22 protein-coding genes and 11 tRNA genes are annotated in these 21,370 nt (G+C 30.0%); 27 read left to right on the top strand and 6 right to left on the bottom strand.

Annotated features, from left to right (window positions below):
* Positions 1-23: 23 nt before the first annotated feature.
* Positions 24-1,247: a BaiN/RdsA family NAD(P)/FAD-dependent oxidoreductase gene (locus BN1711_RS00745; protein WP_050606300.1), complete on the bottom strand. Its 1,224-nt coding sequence runs from the start codon at positions 1,245-1,247 to the stop codon at positions 24-26.
* Between the two features lie 240 nt (positions 1,248-1,487).
* On the opposite strand from BN1711_RS00745, the gene BN1711_RS00740 reads away from it, so the two are divergent.
* The 12 genes from BN1711_RS00740 (at position 1,488) to BN1711_RS00685 (ending at position 3,442) form a co-directional block, all read left to right on the top strand.
* Positions 1,488-2,288 carry a pyruvate, water dikinase regulatory protein gene (locus BN1711_RS00740; protein WP_050606299.1) on the top strand — a complete coding sequence of 267 codons (801 nt, stop codon included), beginning with the start codon at positions 1,488-1,490 and terminating at the stop codon, positions 2,286-2,288.
* Between the two features lie 149 nt (positions 2,289-2,437).
* Positions 2,438-2,512: transfer RNA gene (locus tag BN1711_RS00735), tRNA-Glu, on the top strand.
* Between the two features lie 9 nt (positions 2,513-2,521).
* Positions 2,522-2,597, top strand: a tRNA-Val gene (locus BN1711_RS00730).
* A gap of 8 nt (positions 2,598-2,605) precedes the next feature.
* Positions 2,606-2,682 (top strand) — tRNA-Asp (locus BN1711_RS00725).
* A 3-nt stretch (positions 2,683-2,685) separates the two neighbouring features.
* Positions 2,686-2,761 (top strand) — tRNA-Thr (locus BN1711_RS00720).
* A 26-nt stretch (positions 2,762-2,787) separates the two neighbouring features.
* Positions 2,788-2,862 (top strand) — tRNA-Glu (locus tag BN1711_RS00715).
* A gap of 12 nt (positions 2,863-2,874) precedes the next feature.
* Positions 2,875-2,950 (top strand) — tRNA-Val (locus BN1711_RS00710).
* An 8-nt stretch (positions 2,951-2,958) separates the two neighbouring features.
* Positions 2,959-3,035: transfer RNA gene (locus tag BN1711_RS00705), tRNA-Asp, on the top strand.
* 77 nt (positions 3,036-3,112) lie between these two features.
* Positions 3,113-3,187 (top strand) — tRNA-Glu (locus BN1711_RS00700).
* Positions 3,188-3,200: 13 nt separating this feature from the next.
* Positions 3,201-3,276: transfer RNA gene (locus BN1711_RS00695), tRNA-Val, on the top strand.
* Positions 3,277-3,284: 8 nt separating this feature from the next.
* A tRNA-Asp gene (locus tag BN1711_RS00690) sits at positions 3,285-3,361 on the top strand.
* 5 nt (positions 3,362-3,366) lie between these two features.
* Positions 3,367-3,442 (top strand) — tRNA-Thr (locus BN1711_RS00685).
* 100 nt (positions 3,443-3,542) lie between these two features.
* On the opposite strand, the gene BN1711_RS00680 is transcribed toward BN1711_RS00685, so the two are convergent.
* Both BN1711_RS00680 and BN1711_RS00675 read right to left on the bottom strand, forming a co-directional pair.
* Positions 3,543-4,514 (bottom strand): ATP-binding protein, encoded by a 972-nt coding sequence (locus BN1711_RS00680; protein WP_050606298.1) that lies wholly within the window; start codon positions 4,512-4,514, stop codon positions 3,543-3,545.
* Complete coding sequence (locus tag BN1711_RS00675) at positions 4,507-5,496, bottom strand: DnaD domain protein (RefSeq protein ID WP_050606297.1); 990 nt, start codon at positions 5,494-5,496, stop codon at positions 4,507-4,509. Before BN1711_RS00675 ends, BN1711_RS00680 begins: the two co-directional genes overlap by 8 nt.
* 217 nt (positions 5,497-5,713) lie before the next feature.
* Between BN1711_RS00675 and BN1711_RS00670 the strand changes: the two genes are divergently transcribed.
* The 15 genes from BN1711_RS00670 (at position 5,714) to BN1711_RS00600 (ending at position 18,482) form a co-directional block, all read left to right on the top strand.
* A complete protein-coding gene (locus BN1711_RS00670; RefSeq protein ID WP_050606296.1) occupies positions 5,714-6,760 on the top strand; it encodes an NAD(P)H-dependent flavin oxidoreductase in 1,047 nt (348 codons plus the stop codon).
* A gap of 14 nt (positions 6,761-6,774) precedes the next feature.
* A complete protein-coding gene (locus BN1711_RS00665) occupies positions 6,775-7,239 on the top strand; it encodes a MarR family winged helix-turn-helix transcriptional regulator (RefSeq protein WP_050606295.1) in 465 nt (154 codons plus the stop codon).
* A gap of 1 nt (position 7,240) precedes the next feature.
* The gene (locus tag BN1711_RS00660; RefSeq protein WP_050606294.1) at positions 7,241-8,221 is read left to right on the top strand and encodes a beta-ketoacyl-ACP synthase III; all 981 of its coding nucleotides are present in this window, start codon (positions 7,241-7,243) and stop codon (positions 8,219-8,221) included.
* A gap of 40 nt (positions 8,222-8,261) precedes the next feature.
* Positions 8,262-8,486, top strand: a complete 225-nt coding sequence (locus BN1711_RS00655; RefSeq protein ID WP_050606293.1) for an acyl carrier protein — start codon at positions 8,262-8,264, stop codon at positions 8,484-8,486.
* 65 nt (positions 8,487-8,551) lie between these two features.
* Positions 8,552-9,472, top strand: a complete 921-nt coding sequence (fabK, locus tag BN1711_RS00650; protein WP_050606292.1) for an enoyl-[acyl-carrier-protein] reductase FabK — start codon at positions 8,552-8,554, stop codon at positions 9,470-9,472.
* Between the two features lie 18 nt (positions 9,473-9,490).
* A complete protein-coding gene (gene fabD, locus BN1711_RS00645; RefSeq protein WP_050606291.1) occupies positions 9,491-10,429 on the top strand; it encodes an ACP S-malonyltransferase in 939 nt (312 codons plus the stop codon).
* Between the two features lie 18 nt (positions 10,430-10,447).
* Positions 10,448-11,194: a 3-oxoacyl-[acyl-carrier-protein] reductase gene (gene fabG / locus BN1711_RS00640; RefSeq protein ID WP_050606290.1), complete on the top strand. Its 747-nt coding sequence runs from the start codon at positions 10,448-10,450 to the stop codon at positions 11,192-11,194.
* A gap of 19 nt (positions 11,195-11,213) precedes the next feature.
* Positions 11,214-12,452, top strand: coding sequence for a beta-ketoacyl-ACP synthase II (fabF, locus tag BN1711_RS00635; protein ID WP_050606289.1), 1,239 nt, complete (start codon positions 11,214-11,216; stop codon positions 12,450-12,452).
* 1 nt (position 12,453) lies between these two features.
* On the top strand, positions 12,454-12,903 hold the full coding sequence (gene accB / locus BN1711_RS00630) for an acetyl-CoA carboxylase biotin carboxyl carrier protein (RefSeq protein WP_050606288.1): 450 nt from the start codon (positions 12,454-12,456) through the stop codon (positions 12,901-12,903).
* Between the two features lie 27 nt (positions 12,904-12,930).
* Positions 12,931-13,365, top strand: coding sequence for a 3-hydroxyacyl-ACP dehydratase FabZ (gene fabZ, locus BN1711_RS00625; protein WP_050606287.1), 435 nt, complete (start codon positions 12,931-12,933; stop codon positions 13,363-13,365).
* Positions 13,366-13,408: 43 nt separating this feature from the next.
* Positions 13,409-14,755, top strand: coding sequence for an acetyl-CoA carboxylase biotin carboxylase subunit (locus BN1711_RS00620; RefSeq protein WP_050606286.1), 1,347 nt, complete (start codon positions 13,409-13,411; stop codon positions 14,753-14,755).
* A gap of 20 nt (positions 14,756-14,775) precedes the next feature.
* Positions 14,776-15,636, top strand: a complete 861-nt coding sequence (gene accD, locus BN1711_RS00615; RefSeq protein ID WP_050606285.1) for an acetyl-CoA carboxylase, carboxyltransferase subunit beta — start codon at positions 14,776-14,778, stop codon at positions 15,634-15,636.
* A gap of 38 nt (positions 15,637-15,674) precedes the next feature.
* Complete coding sequence (locus BN1711_RS00610; protein WP_050606284.1) at positions 15,675-16,523, top strand: acetyl-CoA carboxylase carboxyltransferase subunit alpha; 849 nt, start codon at positions 15,675-15,677, stop codon at positions 16,521-16,523.
* A gap of 95 nt (positions 16,524-16,618) precedes the next feature.
* Positions 16,619-17,566 (top strand): phosphoglycerate dehydrogenase, encoded by a 948-nt coding sequence (locus BN1711_RS00605; protein WP_050606283.1) that lies wholly within the window; start codon positions 16,619-16,621, stop codon positions 17,564-17,566.
* Between the two features lie 34 nt (positions 17,567-17,600).
* The gene (locus BN1711_RS00600) at positions 17,601-18,482 is read left to right on the top strand and encodes a LysR family transcriptional regulator (protein ID WP_050606282.1); all 882 of its coding nucleotides are present in this window, start codon (positions 17,601-17,603) and stop codon (positions 18,480-18,482) included.
* Between the two features lie 34 nt (positions 18,483-18,516).
* Here the strand turns inward: BN1711_RS00600 and BN1711_RS00595 are convergent, their stop codons facing one another.
* From BN1711_RS00595 to BN1711_RS00585, 3 genes are all read right to left on the bottom strand, one after another.
* A complete protein-coding gene (locus tag BN1711_RS00595; protein ID WP_050606281.1) occupies positions 18,517-19,713 on the bottom strand; it encodes a S8 family serine peptidase in 1,197 nt (398 codons plus the stop codon).
* Positions 19,714-19,807: 94 nt separating this feature from the next.
* Positions 19,808-20,713, bottom strand: coding sequence for a selenium metabolism-associated LysR family transcriptional regulator (locus BN1711_RS00590; RefSeq protein WP_050606280.1), 906 nt, complete (start codon positions 20,711-20,713; stop codon positions 19,808-19,810).
* Between the two features lie 149 nt (positions 20,714-20,862).
* On the bottom strand, positions 20,863-21,291 hold the full coding sequence (locus tag BN1711_RS00585) for a DMT family transporter (RefSeq protein ID WP_050606279.1): 429 nt from the start codon (positions 21,289-21,291) through the stop codon (positions 20,863-20,865).
* Between the last annotated feature and the right edge of the window lie 79 nt (positions 21,292-21,370).

Below are 21,370 nucleotides of genomic sequence, written 5' to 3'. Positions count from 1 at the left end.
AAAAATCCCTTAAGGGATTTTTATTATTTACAAGCTGATTTAGAAGCTATATACCCAGATGCCCAAGCCCATTGGAGATTAAATCCTCCGCAGTCTCCATCTACATCAAGTATCTCACCACAAAAGAATAAATTTTTAACTTTTTTAGACTCTAAAGTTTTATAACATACTTCAGTGGTATCTATTCCACCAGCAGTAACTTGAGCATTACTGAAGGAATTTGTACCGATAACCTTAAATTTCCATTGTTTTAAATTTGTATAAATACTTTCTTTCTCTTTCCAACTTAACTCATAACAAGGTTTATGAATATTTTCTATACCAGAACACTTTAACAATATAGGTATTATTTTCTTATTAAGTATACCTATGAATGATTCATGTACGCTTCTATAAGAAAAGGTCCCCCAATGATTTTCTAAAAAGTTTTTTAACTTTTTTTCATTTAAGTTTGGAATAATATCTACATATATGTTCATATTTTTATTTTGGTTTCTTGATACTATACTGCTTAATTGAAGAATAGGTGGACCAGATATTCCGTAATCAGTAAATAGTATTTCTCCAAATTCTTCATGCACAGATTTATTATTAACATATAATTTTGCTAAACCATTGAATTTAACGCCAGACAAGGCTTTTAAATAGTTAAAATCTAATTTTATTTGTACTAAAGCAGGAGTCGGGTCTATGATATTATGTCCTAAAGAATTAGCTAATTTAAATCCAGAACCATCAGAACCACTTTTAGGTGAGGATTTACCACCACAAGCAATTATTAATTTGCCACATTCAAATGTCTCATTTGTAGAGGTTTTTATTTCAAATTTAGAATTAAAATTTTTTATATTAGTAACTTTATTATCTAAGTATATAGGAATATTTCTATCTTCTAATGCTAGTTTTAACATATCTACAACAGAAGAAGCTTGAAGGGACATAGGATACATTTTTCCATGCTCTAAAGTAATTAAAGGAAGTCCTATGGATTTGAAAAATTCTTCAGTATCATCTACAGTAAATGATTCTAAAGTATGATTAAAAAAATTATTATTATTACTGTGGTATCTTGAAGAATCAATAAATTTGTTAGATATATTACATCTACCGTTACCTGTAGCTAAAATCTTTTTTCCTATCCTATTGTTTGTTTCTATTATGGCTACATCTTTTCCCATATCTCTACAAGTTATGGCAGCCATAATACCAGAGGCACCTCCACCTATGACTATTATTTCATGATACACTTAAATCTCTCCTTGATATATATTTTATTCTTTATGTATTTTTATACTATAATTGTAAATTTTAACGTGATATAATTATTATAAGACTATTATTAAGGAAAATATTCTGTATTTAAAATTGTTCTTACGTTTATAATAAATATTATAATAAAAAAACTGAAAAAGGGGAATCTTTAAACACCCTTATGGAAAAATATGGGTGTTTAAAATAGTAAATAAAACTTAGGGGAGTGATTTTAAGTGTTTAAAATATATGCGGTATCTGACTCTATAGGCGAAACAGCAGAACAAGTAGCAAATGCTACTGCTTGCCAATTTGACGATTTAGTTAAAGTGGAAAGAGTTCCTTATATAAAGACTTTTGAAGATGTTAATGAATTTTTGGGAAAAATAAAAAATCCAAAGGAGGTATTAATTATATCTACTGTTGTTTTAGTTGATATAAGGGAATTCTTAGTGGAAAGATGTGTAGAGCGAGGAATTCATATTTCTAATGTATTAGGTCCATGTATAAGTTTGGTTTCTAGAATATTAAATGCAACCCCTGAATATAAACCGGGCGCTGTTTGGGATATGGATAGAAAATATTATAAAAAAATAGAAGCTATGGAGTTTGCTATAAGATATGATGATAGTAAGGATCATTCAGGCATAAAATATGCAGATGTAGTTCTTATAGGACTCTCTAGAACTTCAAAAACTCCTTTAAGTATATATTTAGCAAACAAGGGAATTAAGGCATTAAATGTTCCTCTAATGCCAGAAATACCTGTACCACAAGAATTATTTGAAATAGATAGAAAAAAAATTATAGGACTTACTATAGACCCAATACATTTAATGGATATAAGAAGGCATAGAATAGATAGCATGATGAGGTTTACAAAGGATATACAGTATGCTAATGGGGAGAGGGTTCTTAAAGAGCTAGAATATGCAGATAAAATTATGAGAAGGTTAAAGTGCAAGGTTATAGATGTAACAAAACGTGCCATAGAAGATACGGCTCTTATTGTTATGGAGAGTATAAATGTTTTATAAATAAAATTTAGGGAAAATGTTGATTTTTAAACATTTATAAATAAAAGTAAAAAAAATTTAAAAAAAGTGTTGACACTTTATTATTTTTAATGTATTATAGTCTATGTTAGGTCGCAAGAGAGACCAAACAGATGAAAAATATTTAATAAGGCCCCTTGGTCAAGCGGTTAAGACACCACCCTTTCACGGTGGTAACATGGGTTCGAATCCCGTAGGGGTCACCACATTTTTATGGGCGCATAGCTCAGCTGGGAGAGCATCTGCCTTACAAGCAGGGGGTCACAGGTTCGAGCCCTGTTGTGCCCACCATAAAAAGTGGCCCAGTGGCTCAGCTGGTTAGAGTGCCGGCCTGTCACGCCGGAGGTCGAGGGTTCGATCCCCTTCTGGGTCGCCAAATGCTGGCATGGCTCAATTGGCAGAGCAGCTGACTTGTAATCAGCAGGTTGTAGGTTCAAGTCCTATTGCCAGCTCCATTGTGTAATAAAAATGCTATATATAAGGCCCCTTGGTCAAGCGGTTAAGACACCACCCTTTCACGGTGGTAACATGGGTTCGAATCCCGTAGGGGTCACCAATTATTTTTTATGGGCGCATAGCTCAGCTGGGAGAGCATCTGCCTTACAAGCAGGGGGTCACAGGTTCGAGCCCTGTTGTGCCCACCATAAAAAATGGCCCAGTGGCTCAGTTGGTTAGAGTGCCGGCCTGTCACGCCGGAGGTCGAGGGTTCGAACCCCTTCTGGGTCGCCATTATTTTTTATATAGCTTAACAAAAAAATAGCTAATGTAATATTAGCTATAAAATAATATTAAAATGGTGAGAATGAGGCCCCTTGGTCAAGCGGTTAAGACACCACCCTTTCACGGTGGTAACATGGGTTCGAATCCCGTAGGGGTCACCATTTATTTTTTTATGGGCGCATAGCTCAGCTGGGAGAGCATCTGCCTTACAAGCAGGGGGTCACAGGTTCGAGCCCTGTTGTGCCCACCATAAAAAATGGCCCAGTGGCTCAGCTGGTTAGAGTGCCGGCCTGTCACGCCGGAGGTCGAGGGTTCGAACCCCTTCTGGGTCGCCATAAATGCTGGCATGGCTCAATTGGCAGAGCAGCTGACTTGTAATCAGCAGGTTGTAGGTTCAAGTCCTATTGCCAGCTCCAGTAGAGAAGACTATGTACTTTCAAAATTGATTGTACGTAGTCTTTTTAATTTTTATATCAGATAATATAAAAATAATAGGCCATTTAAGCCTATTATTAATTATTTTATGTTATTTTGTATTCTTATATCATCACAATAAAATTTACATAAAGTAAAATTACCTAATAACCTAGAAGAAATTCTTTCAGAATAATTTTTTAATATCATTTCTATACTATAATTTGTAGATATTATCATGTTTTTATTCATTAGTAATTTTTTATTTAAGAAATTAAAGAATTCTGACTTAGAAAATTCATTTATAGGTTCTGTACCCAAATCATCAATTATAATAAGATCACAGTTTAGGAGTATATCTTCTAAATTTTTATCATTATTAAATCGTATATGTTTTAGATTTTGTATTAGTTCATCAGCTGTTCTATAAACTACAAGTTTCCCTCTATCTAATAATTCCTTTGCTATGCAATGAGATAAAAATGTTTTTCCAGTACCAGAATTTCCAATAAACATAAAATTTTCATTATTATCTTCAAAGTTTTCAATAAATCCCCAAGATTTAGACACTATTTTTTCAATGTTTTTTCTTGGTGTATCGCTATGAAAGTCCATTTGTATATTAGGATAGTAGTCAAAATTGAAGTTGGCGAAGTTATTAGTTTTTAGTATATATTTTAAGTCAGAATTATCATAGTATAATTTTACTAATTTTTGTTTATAACATGGACATCTTTTATTGTTAATGTATCCAGTATCCTTACAATTAGGACAAGTGTAATGAAGTTCTAAATAATCTAAAGGATATCCTTTACTTACTAATAGTTCTGATTTTTTTATTCTTAATTCGGTTATAGATTTTTTTACTTTTTTTATATATTCTTTAGAACGAGTTGGATCTTTTAAAATATTCATAGACATTTCTAAACTCAATTTTGCTATTTTTGTTTCTATATCAGAGACTTCGGGTAAAATTTTAGCTATTTCCTGTTTTCTATTTTTTAAAGATATTGTTTCTTGATCTCTTATTTTTTCATATTGTTTTAGGATTTGTGATTCATATTTTTTAATCATTATTATCCCATCCTAATAATTTTTTTTCTAATTCTTCAAAGTTGTAGTTTCTTTGTTCAAAATCATTAAATTTATCTACAGATTTATTGTTGTTGTAGTTAGAGGATTTACCTTTTTTATAATTAGATTTCTTTTTATCTTTTACTACTATGTCTTCTAAAGTTTTTATTCCATCTTTATACCAACTAGTCAAAATGCCGTCAATATATCTAAAATCTGCTTTGTTAATTCTCTGGAAGCAAATATCGCAAGCTTTATATATTATATCTAAAGGGAATTTGTAAATATTAATCCACTTATCTAATATATCTTCCTGGGGTTTCATAATATCAGCATTTTTTATGCCTAAATAATTTAAAATTTTTCTTATATTAATCCACTTATCTTCATGTTTTTTTATGTACATTTGGGCCTCATCCACTGACTTTATACTAGCATCAAACCAGCATAAAGCTATTTTTTCTATATACCTCCAATCTGTTTTGCCTTTTGATACACAATACTGTATTAGTAGCAGAATTATTTCTGGAGTAAAGTTGTATTCTTTTAGCCATTGGATGTACATACTCATTTCTTTTGAAGATAAAGGCCTTCCCAATAATTTTTCTATATCTTGTAACATATCTTTTATAGATTCATTATTTAGTTCTTCCAATAAATTTATATCATTGGAAGGGGCTGGGGCTGATTCTAAGTTTAAAAATTCTATGTTATAGTTACCCATGTTATCTATGGTGTTTATTTTTATTACACCTTCATCATTCCAATAATTCCAAGCATTCATTACATCAGTTTCTAGCAAGTGTAGAGTGCTAGATAGAATTTCTGAACTAACACCTATTTCGCCAGAAGTACAATATTTTAGCCCCAGAAGATATACTTTAACGAATTCCCCTCGGGCTTTAGGCATAAATTTATCTATGAAAACATTGCTTACAGGAGTATATTTTGAATTATGATTTTTGAAAACAAAAGTACTCAAAGGTTATTCACCTACCTTTTGATTTATATTATATAATATTAAAATTATATCAAAGTACAGAGCTTATTACAATAATCAAAGGATTTAGCATGTTTTTTAGATATATTTTTATAATCTTTATGGAAGAACAAAACAGTATGGCTATGTTGACACATAAATATTTTTATTATATACTTTGATTATCAAAATATTTGATAATCAAAAAGGAGTAATGATAATGAAATTGAACCCTTTAAAAATAGGCAACATTATTGCTAAAATTCCTATAATTCAGGGAGGAATGGGCATAGGGGTTTCAGGATACAGGTTAGCTTCTGCAGTGGCTAATGAAAATGCCATAGGTATAATATCTGCAGCACAAATAGGATACAAAGAACCAGATTTTAAAGTTAATCCACAAAAAGCAAATATTAGAGCTTTAAAAAGTGAAATAAAGAAAGCAAGAGAAATATCTCCTAAAGGAATAATTGGTGTTAATGTTATGGTGGCTATGACACAATATGATGAAATGATAAAGGTTGCTTTAGAAGAAGATGTAGATTTAATAATTTCAGGAGCAGGACTTCCAATGAATCTACCTAAATTGATTGAAGGTCATGATATAAAAATTGCGCCTATAGTATCGTCTAGAAAAGCTGTATCCATTATATTAAGATCTTGGGCTAAAAAATATAATAGATATCCGGATTTTATAGTGATAGAAGGACCAAAGGCAGGAGGTCACTTAGGATTTAATAAAGATAAATTAAGTAATAAAGAAGATATTTCATTAGAAAAAATATTACAAGATGTAATAGATGAAGTTAATAAATATAATAAGGATATACCAATAATTGCAGCTGGGGGAATATATGACAAAGAAGATATTAAAAGATTTTTAAATTTAGGGGCAAGTGGAGTTCAAATGGCTACTAGATTTATTGCAACAGAAGAATGTGACGCCCATATAAATTTTAAAAATGCGTTTATAAACTGTTATAAAGAGGATATAACTTTAGTAAAAAGTCCAGTAGGACTTCCAGGAAGGGCTATAAGGAATAACTTTTTAAATTTAGTTAATAATATAGAGAATTTAAAACCTAATATTTGTTATAACTGTATAAAATTTTGCGATCCTGGTAAAACACCATATTGTATATCAGATGCTTTAATAAATGCAGTGAATGGACATGTAGATGATGGTTTAATATTTACAGGTAGCAATGGGTATAGAATAAATAAAATTATTACAGTTAAAGAACTTATAAAGGAATTAATTGAATAAAGTGGTGATAGTAAATGAGTGAATCTATAAATATTTTAAATGAGCTTTTAGTGGATACATTTAATGATATATTGGCAATAGAACAACAAGCGTTACAATCTGGTATATTCAAAGATTTATCTGTTACAGAAATACATACTATAGCAGCTATAGGTATGTATAAGAGTAGGACTATGTCTCAGGTAGCCATTGATCTAAATATAACAGTAGGTACCCTTACTACAGCTATTAATAATTTAGTAAAAAAGGGTTATGTAGAAAGAAACAGAAGTAATAAAGACCGAAGAATTGTTGAAATAAAATTAAATAAAAGGGGTAAGTTAGCCTATAGAGTACATGAAAAATTTCATTCAGATATGATAAAAGCAACTATAGAGGGTATTACTAAAGAGGAAGAGAAGATTCTTATAAGTTCCTTAGATAAATTAAATAATTTCTTCAAGGAAAAATATCATTTAAAGGATAAAAAGGAGAAATAAAATGAGCAATATTCAGATTATAGGAACAGGAAGTTATTTACCTGAAGGTATTATTACAAACGATGATTTATCAAATATAGTAGATACTAATGATGAATGGATAACAGCCAGAACTGGCATAAGTAAAAGAAGAATATCTAAAGGAGAGAATACTGTATATATGGCATGTAAAGCTGGAAAAATGGCATTGGACAGTTCTAAGTTATGTTCTGAAGATTTGGATTTAATAATAGTAGCTACATTAACTCCAGATAATTTTATGCCATCTACAGCTTGTAGTGTACAAAAAGAGTTAAAGGCCAAAAATGCTATGTGCTTTGATATATCTGCGGCTTGTTCAGGCTTTGTATATGCTCTAGAAGTGGCATATTCCCTTATAAATTCTACAAGTAGAAAGAATGCATTAATTATAGGGGCTGAAACTTTATCAAAGATAGTAGATTGGAAGGATAGAAGTACTTGTATTTTATTTGGAGATGGTGCTGGTGCTGCTGTTATTTCTAAAAAAAATGAAAAGGGAATTGTAGATTTTTCAACAGGTTCCCAAGGAGAATTAGGAGAATTTTTAACATCTAAGGCACTACCGCTTAAAAATCTATATATAAGTAATGATAATGAGAGACACAATAGTTATATAAGTATGTCTGGTAAGGAGATATTTAAATTTGCAGTAAATTCTATAACTAATGTAGTTAAGGAATTATGCATGAAATCAAATTGGAAACTTGAAGATGTAGATTATATAATACCACATCAAGCCAATATGAGAATAATAGAGTATACTTCTAAGAAATTAGGAGTGCCTAAAAACAAATTTTATACTAATTTAAAAGACTGTGGTAATACATCAGCAGCTAGTATAGCAATTGCCCTAGATCATATTAATAAGAATGGTCTTTTAAGAAAGGGCAGTAAAATAATTTTAGTAGGTTTTGGTGGAGGATTGACTTATGGAGGAGTATCTATTTATTGGTCAATTTAACATATAAAAAATAAACTTTATTTTAGGAGGATTAAAATTTATGGTATTTGAAAAAATAAAAAATATAATAATAGAACAATTAGATTTAGGAGAGGAAGAGGTAACATTAAATACTTCTTTTGAAGAGTTAGGAGTAGATTCTTTAGATTTATTTCAAATAATAATAGAGATAGAAGAAGGATTTGGAATAGAAGTACAAGATGCTGAAAAAATTACAACAGTTGAAGAAGCAGTAAGATATGTAGAAAATAAGATAGAAAAATAAATTTTAGATATAAGGTAACATTATTAATATATACAAATAGGTTTTGTTTTGAGGAGGAGTAATAGATGAAGGATTCCATATTTTGCGATATGGTAGGTATAAAATACCCTATTATTCAAGGGGGAATGGCTTGGATAGCAGATAGTTCTTTGGCTGCTGCTGTATCCAATGCTGGAGGACTTGGAATTATAACAGGAAATGCTCCAGTGGAATGGGTTAGAAATGAGATAAGGAAGGCAAAAACTATGACGGATAAACCTTTTGGAGTTAATATAATGCTTTTAAGTGAAACATCAGATGAAATAGCACAAATGGTTTGCGATGAAGGAGTTAAAGTGGTTACTACGGGAGCAGGAAGTCCCGGGAAATATATAGATAAGTGGAAAAAACATAATATAGTAGTTATTCCTGTGGTTGCATCTGTTGCATTAGCTAAAAGAATGGAGAGATCAGGGGTAGATGCCATAATAGCAGAGGGATGTGAATCAGGAGGTCATGTAGGAGAGTTAACTACTATGACATTAATACCACAAGTTGTAGATGCTGTGAAGATCCCAGTTATAGCAGCAGGAGGCATAGGAGATGGAAGAGGAATAGCAGCTTCTTTTATGTTAGGTGCTTCGGGAGTGCAGGTTGGAACTAGATTTTTAGTAGCTAAAGAATGTACTGTCCATAAAAATTATAAAGAAAAAGTGTTAAAGGCAAAAGATATAGATACACAGGTTACGGGGAGACCTACAGGACATCCCGTTCGTATTATAAGAAATAAGCTGTCAAGAAAGTTTCAACTTCTTGAAAAAGAAGGAGCAAAACCTGAGGAATTTGAAAATCTAGGAAGAGGTGCCTTAAGTAAAGCTGTTAAAGAGGGAGATATAGAAAATGGTTCTATAATGGCTGGACAAATAGCAGGTCTTATAAATAAGGAGCAAACTTGTAAGGAGATTATAGATGAGATGTTTAGTGAAGTAGAAGATTTATTAAAATAATACCTTCGGAGGATATCTATGGGAAAAATTGCTTTTATATTTTCAGGACAAGGAGCACAATATAAAGGAATGGGAAAAGATCTATATGAAAATATAGATGAATGTAAAGAAATTTTTAGTATAGCGGATAAATCTTTAGGATTTTCTTTAAGCAAAATGTGCTTTGAAGATCCAGAAAATAAATTAAATGAAACAGAAAATACTCAACCAGCCATCTTAACGGTTAGTATAGCAACTTTAAAAGCTTTAGAATCTGAAAAAATTAAAGCAGATGTAGTTGCGGGATTAAGTTTAGGTGAGTATTCAGCTCTTGTATGTAGTGGAGTTATAGATTTTTCAACTGCAGTAAAGTTAGTTAGAAAAAGGGGAAAATATATGCAGGAGGCTGTGCCGTATGGTATAGGTACCATGGCAGCTATAATAGGATTAAAAACACAACAGGTTTTAAATATATGTGAGGAAGTTGAGGGCTTAGTGGAAATTGCCAACATAAACTGCCCAGGTCAAATAGTTATTTCAGGAGAAATAAATGCTGTAGAGAAGGCATGTGTTATGGCAAAGGCACAAAATGCTCTTAAATGTATACCTCTTTCTGTAAGTGGGCCATTTCATACATCTATGTTAGAAGAGGCTTCACACAAACTTTGTAAAGAGCTTGAATATGTAAATATAAGGCCTATGAATATTTCTATGGTTGCAAATGCTACAGGTGATTTCATAAAGGATGAAGGAGAAATAAAAAACTTATTAACTAAACAGATTATGTCTACAGTATTATGGGAACAATCTATAAGGTCTATGATAAGTTTTGGTGTAGATACATTTATAGAATTAGGACCATCTAAGGTTTTAAGCAGTTTTGTTAAGAAAATAGACAGAAAAGTAAAAATATTCAATGTGGAAGATATAAAATCTTTAAATAAAACAGTATATAGTCTAAAAAATGAAACCAGATAGGAGCGTTGAAATATAAATATGAAATGTTTAGAAGGTCAAACAGCTATAGTTACAGGAGCTAGTAGAGGAATAGGTAAAGCCATAGCAATAAAATTAGCTTCACTTGGTGCGAACTTAGTATTAAATTATAGAAAAAGTTCAAAAGAAATAGAGAATGTGGCATCGGATATAGAGAAATTTGGTGTAAAAACTTTAATAGTTCAAGGTGATATAAGTTCTTTTGAAGAAACTAAAATAATCATAGAAAAGGCTGTAGAAGAGTTTAAAGCTATAGATATATTAGTAAATAATGCAGGTATAACTAGGGATAGTTTAATGCTTAGGATGAGTGAGGAAGACTTTGATAGGGTTATTAATGTTAATTTAAAAGGAACTTTTAATTGCATAAAACATGTTACCCCTATAATGTTAAAACAAAAAAGTGGAAGAATAATTAACATTTCTTCTGTAGTTGGATTAGTAGGAAATCCAGGTCAATGTAATTATGCAGCATCAAAATCCGGTGTAATAGGTATAACAAAATCTTTGGCTAAAGAACTTGGAAGTAGAGGAATAACTGTTAATGCTGTGGCACCAGGTTACATAAAAACAGATATGACAGAGGTTTTATCAGATAGAATAAAGGAAAGTATAAAAGGCACTATTCCACTAAAAAAATTAGGAAATCCTGAAGATATAGCAGAAACAGTGGCTTTTTTATCATCCACAGGAGCTTCATATATAACGGGTCAAGTTATTAATGTAGATGGTGGAATGGTAATGTAGATTTAAGGGGGTAAATTAAATGAAAAATAGAGTAGTAATTACAGGATTAGGAGCGATAACTCCTTTAGGAAATAATATAGATTCTTTTTGGAACAATATAAAGAACGGAGTAGTTGGAATAGATTTTATAAAAGGATTTGATACTGCTAATTTCAAGGCAAAGTTAGCAGCGGAAGTTAAGGATTTTAATCCAGAGGAATATATAGAAAAAAAAGAAGCAAGAAGAATGGATAAGTTTTGCCAATTTGCTATAGCAGCTTCTCAGCAAGCTGTGGATGATAGTAAATTGGATTTAGATCATATTGATAAAAATAGATTTGGAGTAATAGTGGGTTCTGGTATAGGTGGTATAGGAACCATAGAAAAGGAAGAGGAAAAACTTTTAAATAAAGGACCCAATAGAATAAGTCCTTTATTTATACCTATGATAATAGGAAATATGGCAGCAGGAAATATAGCTATAAGATTTGGAGCTAAAGCTATATGTAATGCTATAGTAACAGCATGTGCTACAGGAACCAATTGTATAGGTGAAGCATTTAGGGTTATAAAAAATGGAGAAGCAGATATAATGATAGCTGGTGGAGCAGAAGCATCTATAACTCCTGTTGCTGTAGCAGGGTTTACATCTCTTACTGCATTATCAAAAAGTACAGATCCTAAAAGGGCATCTATTCCTTTTGATAAAGAAAGAGATGGTTTTATAATGGGTGAAGGCTCAGGAATTCTAATTTTAGAATCCTTAGAACATGCTAAAAAAAGAGGTGCTAAAATATATGGCGAGATAGTAGGTTATGGGGCTACTTGTGATGCATATCATATGACGTCTCCAGCTCCTAAAGGTGAAGGAGCCTCTAGAGCTATGAATATTGCAATAAAAGAAGCTGATATAAATAAAGAAAAGATATCATATATAAATGCTCATGGAACAGGTACTTTTTATAATGATAAATTTGAAACAGAGGCAATAAAAGAGGTATTTGAATCTCATGCGTACAATATACCTATAAGTTCTACAAAATCTATGACAGGGCATTTATTAGGAGCAGCAGGGGCAGTAGAGGCAATAGTATGTGTTAAGTCATTAAAGGAAGGTTTTATACCACCTACTGTAGGATATAAGGTAAAAGATGAAGAATGTGATTTAGACTATGTAATAGAAGGTGGAAGACAAAAGGATATAGAATATGCTATGTCTAATTCATTAGGTTTTGGTGGACATAATGCAATAATATTGTTAAGAAGGTGGAGTGAATAATATGGATTTCAAGGAGATTGAAGGCATAATAAAAGCTGTGAGCGAATCAAATCTCTCTTCACTAGATATTGAATGTGATGGCGTGTCTATAAAAATGAAAAAAGAAAAGGATATTGTATGCGACAAGATTATATCTAAAGATCAATTACCTCTCACTGAAGATAAATATAATGTAGAAGAAATTGTAGAGGAAGAGATAGAGGATGAAAATTATGTAACAGTTGTATCCCCAATAGTAGGAACTTTTTATGAATCTTCTGGAGTTGGAAAAGAACCTTATGTAAAGGTAGGAGATAAGATAAAAAAAGGGGATATATTGTGTATTGTAGAGGCTATGAAAGTAATGAACGAAATAGAATCAGAAATAGATGGAGAAGTTGTTAGTATATTAGTTAAAAATGAGGATATGGTTGAGTATGGTGAAGATTTGTTTAAAATAAGACCTTTATAATAATGTGAGTAAAGAGGAGATATTTATATGGGAAATAAAATATTAAATATAAAAGATATACAAAAAATTATACCTCATAGATATCCATTTTTATTAGTAGATAGAGTAGTGGAACTAGAAGAAGGAAAAAATGCTACAGGATATAAAAACGTTACTATGAATGAATATTTTTTTCAAGGACATTTTCCTGAGGAGCCAGTAATGCCAGGAGTACTTATAATAGAAGCATTAGCTCAATTAGGAGCTGTAGCTATTTTAAGTTGTGAAAAATTTAAAGGAAAGATAGCTTATTTTGGAGGTATAAACAAGGCTAAATTTAGAAAGAAAGTAGTACCTGGAGATATACTAAAATTAAATGTAGAGATAATTAAAATAAAAGGAAATGCTGGTATAGGTAAGGCAGTAGCCACAGTAAATGGTAAGGCAGCAGCTGAGGCTGAATTGCTTTTTATGATAGGTTAGTAGTTTTATAAAAAACTATAAATTAAGAATGGAGAAGATAGTAGTGTTTAGAAAAATACTAATCGCAAATAGAGGTGAGATTGCAGTTAGAGTAATAAGAGCATGTAGAGAAATGGGAATTGAAACTGTAGCAATATATTCAAAAGCGGACAAAGAAGCTTTGCATGTTCAAATGGCTGATGAATCAGTGTGTGTAGGAGGTTCATCTCCTAAAGATAGCTATTTAAATGTATATAACATTATAAGTGCTACAGTACTTACAGGAGCACAGGCTATACATCCTGGTTTTGGATTTTTATCAGAAAACAGTAAATTCGCTAATATGTGCAAGGAATGTAATATAGCATTTATTGGTCCTGATTCTAACATCATAGATAAAATGGGTAATAAGTCTAATGCAAGAGAAATAATGATTAAAGCAGGGGTACCAGTTATACCAGGATCTGAAGGAATAATAAAAACAGAAGAAGAGGCTAATTTAATAGCTTCAAAAATGGGTTATCCAGTAGTAGTAAAAGCATCAGCTGGTGGTGGTGGAAGAGGTATTAGAATAGTAAACTCAAAAGAGGAAATGAAAACAGCATTTAATACTGCAAAGACAGAGGCAAGAAGTGCCTTTGGTGATGATAGTATGTATGTAGAAAAATTTATTGAAAATCCTAGACATATAGAGTTTCAGATATTAGGAGATAACTATGGCAATATAATACATCTTGGAGAGAGAGATTGTTCTATGCAAAGGAGAAATCAAAAGATATTAGAAGAATCACCTTCCCCTAAAGTAAATGATGTATTAAGAAAAAAAATGGGTGATGCAGCAATTAAGGCAGCTAAGGCTGTTGGATATAAAAATGCTGGAACTATAGAGTTTTTATTAGATGATAATGGGCATTTTTATTTTATGGAGATGAATACTAGAATACAGGTAGAACATCCTATAACTGAAATGGTAACAGGAATAGATTTAGTAAAAGAACAAATAAAAATTTCTTATGGTGAAAGATTGAGTATAAAACAAGAAGATATAATTCTAACAGGACACTCTATGGAGTGTAGAATAAATGCAGAAGATGTAGAAAGTGGGTTTAGGCCTTGTCCTGGAACTATAAATAATTTATATGTTCCGGGAGGATTAGGTGTTAGGTTAGATAGTTCAGCTTATTTAGGATATACTATACCACCATATTATGATTCTATGATAGGAAAACTTATTGTACATGGAAGGGATAGGCAAGAATCTATACAAATAATGAAAAGAGCTTTAGGTGAATTTATAATTGAGGGAGTAAATACAAATATAGATTTTCAATTTAGTATATTAAATGATAAAAATTTTCTTCAGGGAAAATATCACACTAAGTATATAGAGAATTTACTTAATAAAAAGTAATCAGTCAGGGGGAATAAGAGTTGAAAGGATTTTTTAAAAAAACACAGTATATAACAGTAAACTCTGACAATTTAAATAATTATAAAGAAGAACAAAAGCCTGTAATACCTGATGGAATGTGGACTAAATGCTCCAAATGTGGAAAGATAATTTATAAACGTGATCTACAAAAAAATTATATGATATGTGACTTTTGTGGGTATCATTTTAGAATAAGTTCTAAGGAAAGAATTAATTATTTATTAGATAAAGATAGTTTTGAAGAATGGGATAAAAACATAAAAACAAAAAATCCTTTAACGTTTGAAGGGTATGATAAAAAAATAAACACTTTAAGAGAAAAAACAGGTCTGAATGAAGCTGTAACTACAGGTCGCGGAAAAATATGTGATTTGGATGTAGTTATATGTGTTATGGATAGCAGCTTTATGATGGGAAGTATGGGTTCCGTGGTAGGAGAAAAAATCACAAGAGCCGTTGAAAGAGCTATTGAGCTAAGACTTCCTGTTATAATTTTTACAGTGTCTGGTGGAGCTAGAATGCAGGAAGGCATATTCTCTTTAATGCAGATGGCAAAAGTTAGTGCGGCTTTAGCAAAATTAGATGAATCAGGACTCTTATATATATGTGTATTAACAGATCCAACTACAGGAGGAGTTACAGCTAGTTTTGCCATGCTTGGAGATATAATATTAGCAGAACCAGAAGCGTTGATAGGTTTTGCTGGTAAACGTGTAATAGAACAGACTATAAATGAAAAATTGCCAAATAACTTTCAAAAATCTGAATTTCTATTAGAACATGGTTTTATTGATAAAATAGTACCTAGAAATGAAATGAGAAAAGTGATAGCTAAGATTCTTTATATGCATAAGATTTAATGATTAAGTTGTAACTTAACCTAGATTGGAGATATGTTATGCAAATTAAAAAAAATAAAAAATTAATTCATAATATAAAAAAATATAAAGTGAAATCTGCTTGGGATAAAGTTACTCTGGCAAGATTAAAAGAAAGACCTACAGCATTGGAATATATAGAGTTAATATTTCAAGATTTTATCGAGTTTCATGGAGACAGAAATTTTAGTGATGATAAATCTATAATATGTGGTATTGGACTTTTAAATAATACAAGTGTAACTATAATAGCTCAACAGAAAGGAAGGAATACTAAAGAAAATATAGAAAGAAATTTTGGTATGCCTAAACCTGAAGGTTATAGAAAAGCTATAAGAATAATGAAACAAGCAGAAAAATTTAAAAGGCCAATTATATGTTTTATAGATACTCCAGGCGCGTTTTGTGGTGTAGATGCAGAAGAAAGAGGACAAGGGGAGGCCATAGCTAGAAATCTTTTAGAAATGTCTAGACTAAGAACTCCTATAATATCTTTAGTTATAGGAGAAGGAGGTAGTGGTGGTGCTTTAGCGTTAGGAGTAGCAGATAGAGTTTTAATGTTAGAGAACTCTATATATTCAATTTTATCACCAGAAGGATTTTCTAGCATATTGTGGAAAGATGCTAGTAGAGCAAAAGAAGCAGCGGAGGTTATGAAGATAACTTCTGAGAATCTAAAAGAATTTGGTGTAATAGATGATATAATAAAGGAACCTTTTGGAGGGGCTCATAAAAATTCTACAAATATGGCTCAAAATATAAAAGAAGTTATTATAAATGAAATAAATATATTAAAAAATTATAATATGGAACTATTATTACAAGAAAGATATGATAAGTTCAGAAATATTGGAATGTTTATGGAGTAAATAAGTTACTCCTTTTCTATTTGGGGTTTATTGAATTTTAAGTATATTAATGATAAAATAGGTAAACGAATAAAGTAGGGTAGGTGTAGATATATTTGGGTATAAAAGCTTTATTTACTTATGATTATGGCAAAGATAATATGAAAAAAATTCAGGAATTAGGATATGATATAAAAATTATACATGAGAAACAAATAACTTATACTAAGGAATTAGAGGATACAGAAGTTCTAGTTTGTTATAATCCATTTAATAATTTAGATATAAGTCTTATGAAAAATTTAAAATGGATACAATTGTCTAGTGCGGGTATAGATCAATTACCTATAGATAAAATCAGAAATGGAAATATAAAGGTTACTAATAATAATGGGTCTTATTCTATACCTATAGGGGAATGGATTGTTTTAAAAACGTTAGAACTTTTTAAAAATAGTAAAAAATTTTATGAAAAACAACAAAATAAAATATGGAAATTAGATACTGATATTTTAGAAATATATAATAGAACTATAGGATTTATAGGCACAGGGAGTATTGCTAAAGAAGCAGCTAAAAGGTTTCAGGGGTTTGGTGTGAAAATTTTAGGAATCAATACAAAAGGTAGGCCAGTTAAGTATTTTGATAAATGTTATGCTAAAGAAAACATGAATGAAATGCTTCCACAATGTGATGTAGTTATAGTAACGCTTCCATATACTAAAGAAACTGATAATTTTGTTAATAAGGAAGTTTTTAATTATATGAAAAATGATATAGTTTTTATAAATATATCTAGGGGTAATATAGTAGATCAAGAAGAACTTATAAATAATATAAAGGCTAGAAAAATAAAATCTGCAGCGTTAGATGTGTTTAATGAGGAACCATTGACACCAGATAATTATATATGGAGTTTAGATAATGTTATAATAACACCACATAATTCGTGGTTATCAGATAGAAGAAATGAGAGAAGATTTGAAATTATATATAAAAATATGAAAAGATATGTGGAACAAAAAGATCTTATAGGAGTTATAGATATAAATAAAGGGTACTAAATATACATATAAGGTTATTATATAGGTGATATTTATGAATGAAAGAAAACTTAGAATATTTTATGAAGTAGCGGAAAGGCTCAATATGACAGAGGTTGCTAATAAATTATATATAAGCCAACCAGCAGTAAGTCAAACCATACAAGAATTAGAAAATGATTTAGGGGTTAATCTTTTCGATAGAATAAATAGAAAGCTTTATTTAACTAATGAGGGAGAAGTTTTTTTAAATTATGTAAGAAGAATTTTGAATCTATATGATGATTCAATAAGAACTTTAAAGGACATAAATAATTTACAATCCGGAAGTTTGAAGATAGGTGCTAGTACTACTATAGGAATATATATTTTACCACGTATTATAGGAAGTTTTACAAAAAAGTATAAAGGTATAGATATATCTTTAGGCATAGAAAATACAAAGCTAATATCAAATATGATATTAGAAAATATAATTGATTTTGCTTTTGTAGAAGGACCCGTATATAATGAAGAAATTGTAAAAGAAGATTTTTGCTCAGATGAGTTAATAATAATAACTTCATCTGAACATCCATGGGCTAAAAAGAGAGTAATAAGTGCAGAAGATTTATGTAAAGAAAGAATAATTATGAGAGAAAAGGGTAGTGGTACTAGAGAAGTTTTTGAAAGTTATATGACAACTAATAATATAAATTATGAAATAGCTTTTGAACTTGGAAATACGGAGGCTATTAAGAAAGCTGTAGAGGCAGGGTTAGGGGTTTCTTGTATATCAAAACGATGTGTTATAGAAGAAGTTAAGTCTAATAGGATATCTATAGTTAAGTTAAGAGAATTTGATATAAAAAGAAGGCTATTACTTATATATCATAAAGATAAATTTCTATCAAGACTATTTAAAACATTTATAGTGTTTGCTAGGGAAAAAGTTTAAATAAAAGACCTGTAGTTAAATACAGATCTTTCTATTATGGAAGTAGTTTATTAATATCAATGACTCCAGATCCTTGTATCCATTTTGACATGTTCAAAAGTTTACAGGATATTTTTATAAGGGATAAGATATCATTAAAGGTTAGGTTTTCATTATTTTCTAATAATAAAGCACAAATACCACTAACATAAGCAGCAGCACAAGAAGTACCACTATAAGTTACATAAGGTTCTTCTAAGGGCCTTGGGTATATTTTTTTACCCATTCTTTCTGAAATATAGTTTGTATTAGAATTTAAAGAACATAAATTTACTGCAGCAGCACAAAGATTTGGTTTTTCATTATTTAAAAAGGGTCCAGAAGATGAAAAGATATATGGTTTCTCTTCTGTACTAGTAGTATCTATGCCACCTACAGTTATACAATTGTTTAAAGTAGCTATTCCAGTTATAGAGCCTTTCTCGTTACCATTATGCCCTGATGGTACAACTGTTATAATATTATTTTTACAAGCTATTTCAAATAATTTTGAAAAGAGACCTAATACATAATAATTATTAAAATTTATTTCAAAAGGAAGACATATAACTTTTATATTAAATTCTTCATGTTCCTTTAAAATACTTTCTATACCATATAAGATATCCGAAATGTAGCCTTTCCCCAATTTGTTAAAGGCTTTTACTGAATAAATATGGCTATTAGGGGCTATTCCTTTATATATTCCTTTAGATAGATTGCCATTACCAGATATTAATCCAGAGATAAAGGTTCCGTGTCCATTATCATCATAAGGGTATTTATATCCATTTATTAAATCTAAAAATTTTTTGATTCTATTCTTAGGACTTAACAAGTCTGTGTGTGGATACACTCCACTGTCCACAATTCCAATACCAATATTTTTACCTGAAAGATAATACTTTTCTGACACAATTACATTATTAGAAGAAATTACACTATTCCCACATAGGTATGCAAAAAAATCTAAAGTTATATATGAAACTTGAGGAAGTTCTAATAATCTTTCTATAGCATTTCTTGATACATACGCACAAACACAATTACATAAGCTTAAGGAATATAATATTTTACCTCTATAGATTTTAATTTTTTTTTCTATATCTTTTTGAAGGTTTGTACAAATAATAAGTACTCTATAATTTTTATAGTAGTTGTTTTTTAAAGAAATTTTTAAATTATTGTCTAACTTTTTTTTGAAAGAAAACATAAAATTTTAAAATACCTCAATAATGCTTACAATATATATTATAATAAGCTTATGTAAAATTGTGATTATATTAATCTATAAATTTATATGAATATTATTTAGAAGAATTATGTATATCAAAATAGTCTAAGGAAAAATCAAAGAAAGCTTTTGCTGTAGGAGTAAGGGTTCTTTTAGAACATACAGCTAAGTAAAGACTTCTCTTTAAAGGTAAGTCTATGATTCTACTTTTTTTAATACAGTCTATACCTAAGTAGCTATTATAAACCTTTTCAGATACTATAGAGATACCAACATTAGCTTTTATAAATTGGAATATAGTATCTAAATTATTGACTTCACAACATACATCTAAGCATGAGGGATCAATAGATTTTTTCTTTAAATTATTTTCAAAAGTTTTTCTAGTAGCAGAACCTTTTTTTCTTAAAACAAATTTATATTTAATTATATCTTCAGCCTTCACTTCATTAGGTAAATTTAAAGATGGATTTGATATTATCAATAAATTATCCTCTACTAATTTGTAGGTTTTTATTTTATCATCATTTATTAAATTACCTACAAGTCCTATTTCTGAATTGAAATTTAGTAAATTTTCTATTACTTCATCAGAACTTTGCTCTAAAATATTAAATGATACCTCTGGATATTTTTTTTCAAATTCCTTTACCATTTCTGGAATTATCGTATTACAGGGGGTACTACTAGCAGTTATGGTTAACTTACCGGATATTGTATTATTAAAGGTAGAAAGACATGAAATAGCATCATCCCTTGAACCTAATATTTTTAGAGCGTATTTTAAAAATGAATGTCCAGCTGGAGTTAATAAAACTTCTTTAGAAGTTCTATCAAAAAGTTGAACATTAAGTTCTTTTTCTAAGCTTGATATATGGGAGCTTATTGCAGGTTGAGACAAAAAAACTGAGTTAGCAGCTTTGGAAAAACTTTTATGCTTGGCTACGCTTATAAAAGCCTCTATTTGCTTAAAGTCCATTTATTTACCTCCTAAAATTGCTATAATAAATATTTATATATATTATAGCAATTTGAATATTTAAAGTAAAAGCAAATAAATGTAAAGAAATTGCTATTTAAAAATTTTATTAGATTTATAATTAAATATAATACTAATAAAATTTTTAATTAGCCCTTCCATTTAAATAGAATAATACCAGCTATCATCATAATTAATCCAATGATTTTACTAGTTCCAAATTTTATAATTTTTGTATCAAAAATACCAAATCCATCTACCAGTGCAGCTGATGATAATTGAGATATTAATATTATTGCTATAGCATAGGTGGGACCTAGGGATTTAATTCCTTTCATAACGGTATATATTATTATTAAACCTAATGCTCCTCCTAATAAGTAAAGTTTTTTGCAGTGTTTAATATTTTTAAAATTTCCATTACCAATTATAAGACATATTATAAGAGTTAATATAAATCCAGTGCCTTGAACAAAGGTATTGGTTTCCCATAAACCTATTTTTTCAGATAATTTAGTATTAAAAACTCCCTGTAAAGTCATAGCTAAGCCAGATATGATAGAGTATATTATTCCCATTTTTAAAACCTCCTTACGATTTTAGTGTAACCAAAATTAATTGTTATTATTAAATAAAAAAAGCTGCATTACTATAGAA

Source organism: Clostridium niameyense, from assembly GCF_001243045.1.
GTDB classification, from domain to species: domain Bacteria; phylum Bacillota; class Clostridia; order Clostridiales; family Clostridiaceae; genus Clostridium_F; species Clostridium_F niameyense.
Note: the sequence above shows the minus strand (reverse complement) of the source record. Positions and strands in the feature narration are given on the sequence as shown.

What these genes read in the sequence shown, in the direction of transcription:
- BN1711_RS00680 (WP_050606298.1), bottom strand. Translation starts at nt 4,514, where the DNA reads ATGATTAAAAAATATGAATCACAAATCCTAAAACAATATGAAAAAATA.
- BN1711_RS00670 (WP_050606296.1), top strand. Translation starts at nt 5,714, where the DNA reads ATGAAATTGAACCCTTTAAAAATAGGCAACATTATTGCTAAAATTCCT.
- BN1711_RS00665 (WP_050606295.1), top strand. Translation starts at nt 6,775, where the DNA reads ATGAGTGAATCTATAAATATTTTAAATGAGCTTTTAGTGGATACATTT.
- BN1711_RS00660 (WP_050606294.1), top strand. Translation starts at nt 7,241, where the DNA reads ATGAGCAATATTCAGATTATAGGAACAGGAAGTTATTTACCTGAAGGT.
- BN1711_RS00655 (WP_050606293.1), top strand. Translation starts at nt 8,262, where the DNA reads ATGGTATTTGAAAAAATAAAAAATATAATAATAGAACAATTAGATTTA.
- fabK (WP_050606292.1), top strand. Translation starts at nt 8,552, where the DNA reads ATGAAGGATTCCATATTTTGCGATATGGTAGGTATAAAATACCCTATT.
- fabD (WP_050606291.1), top strand. Translation starts at nt 9,491, where the DNA reads ATGGGAAAAATTGCTTTTATATTTTCAGGACAAGGAGCACAATATAAA.
- fabG (WP_050606290.1), top strand. Translation starts at nt 10,448, where the DNA reads ATGAAATGTTTAGAAGGTCAAACAGCTATAGTTACAGGAGCTAGTAGA.
- fabF (WP_050606289.1), top strand. Translation starts at nt 11,214, where the DNA reads ATGAAAAATAGAGTAGTAATTACAGGATTAGGAGCGATAACTCCTTTA.
- accB (WP_050606288.1), top strand. Translation starts at nt 12,454, where the DNA reads ATGGATTTCAAGGAGATTGAAGGCATAATAAAAGCTGTGAGCGAATCA.
- fabZ (WP_050606287.1), top strand. Translation starts at nt 12,931, where the DNA reads ATGGGAAATAAAATATTAAATATAAAAGATATACAAAAAATTATACCT.
- BN1711_RS00610 (WP_050606284.1), top strand. Translation starts at nt 15,675, where the DNA reads ATGCAAATTAAAAAAAATAAAAAATTAATTCATAATATAAAAAAATAT.
- BN1711_RS00600 (WP_050606282.1), top strand. Translation starts at nt 17,601, where the DNA reads ATGAATGAAAGAAAACTTAGAATATTTTATGAAGTAGCGGAAAGGCTC.
- BN1711_RS00595 (WP_050606281.1), bottom strand. Translation starts at nt 19,713, where the DNA reads ATGTTTTCTTTCAAAAAAAAGTTAGACAATAATTTAAAAATTTCTTTA.
- BN1711_RS00590 (WP_050606280.1), bottom strand. Translation starts at nt 20,713, where the DNA reads ATGGACTTTAAGCAAATAGAGGCTTTTATAAGCGTAGCCAAGCATAAA.
- BN1711_RS00585 (WP_050606279.1), bottom strand. Translation starts at nt 21,291, where the DNA reads ATGGGAATAATATACTCTATCATATCTGGCTTAGCTATGACTTTACAG.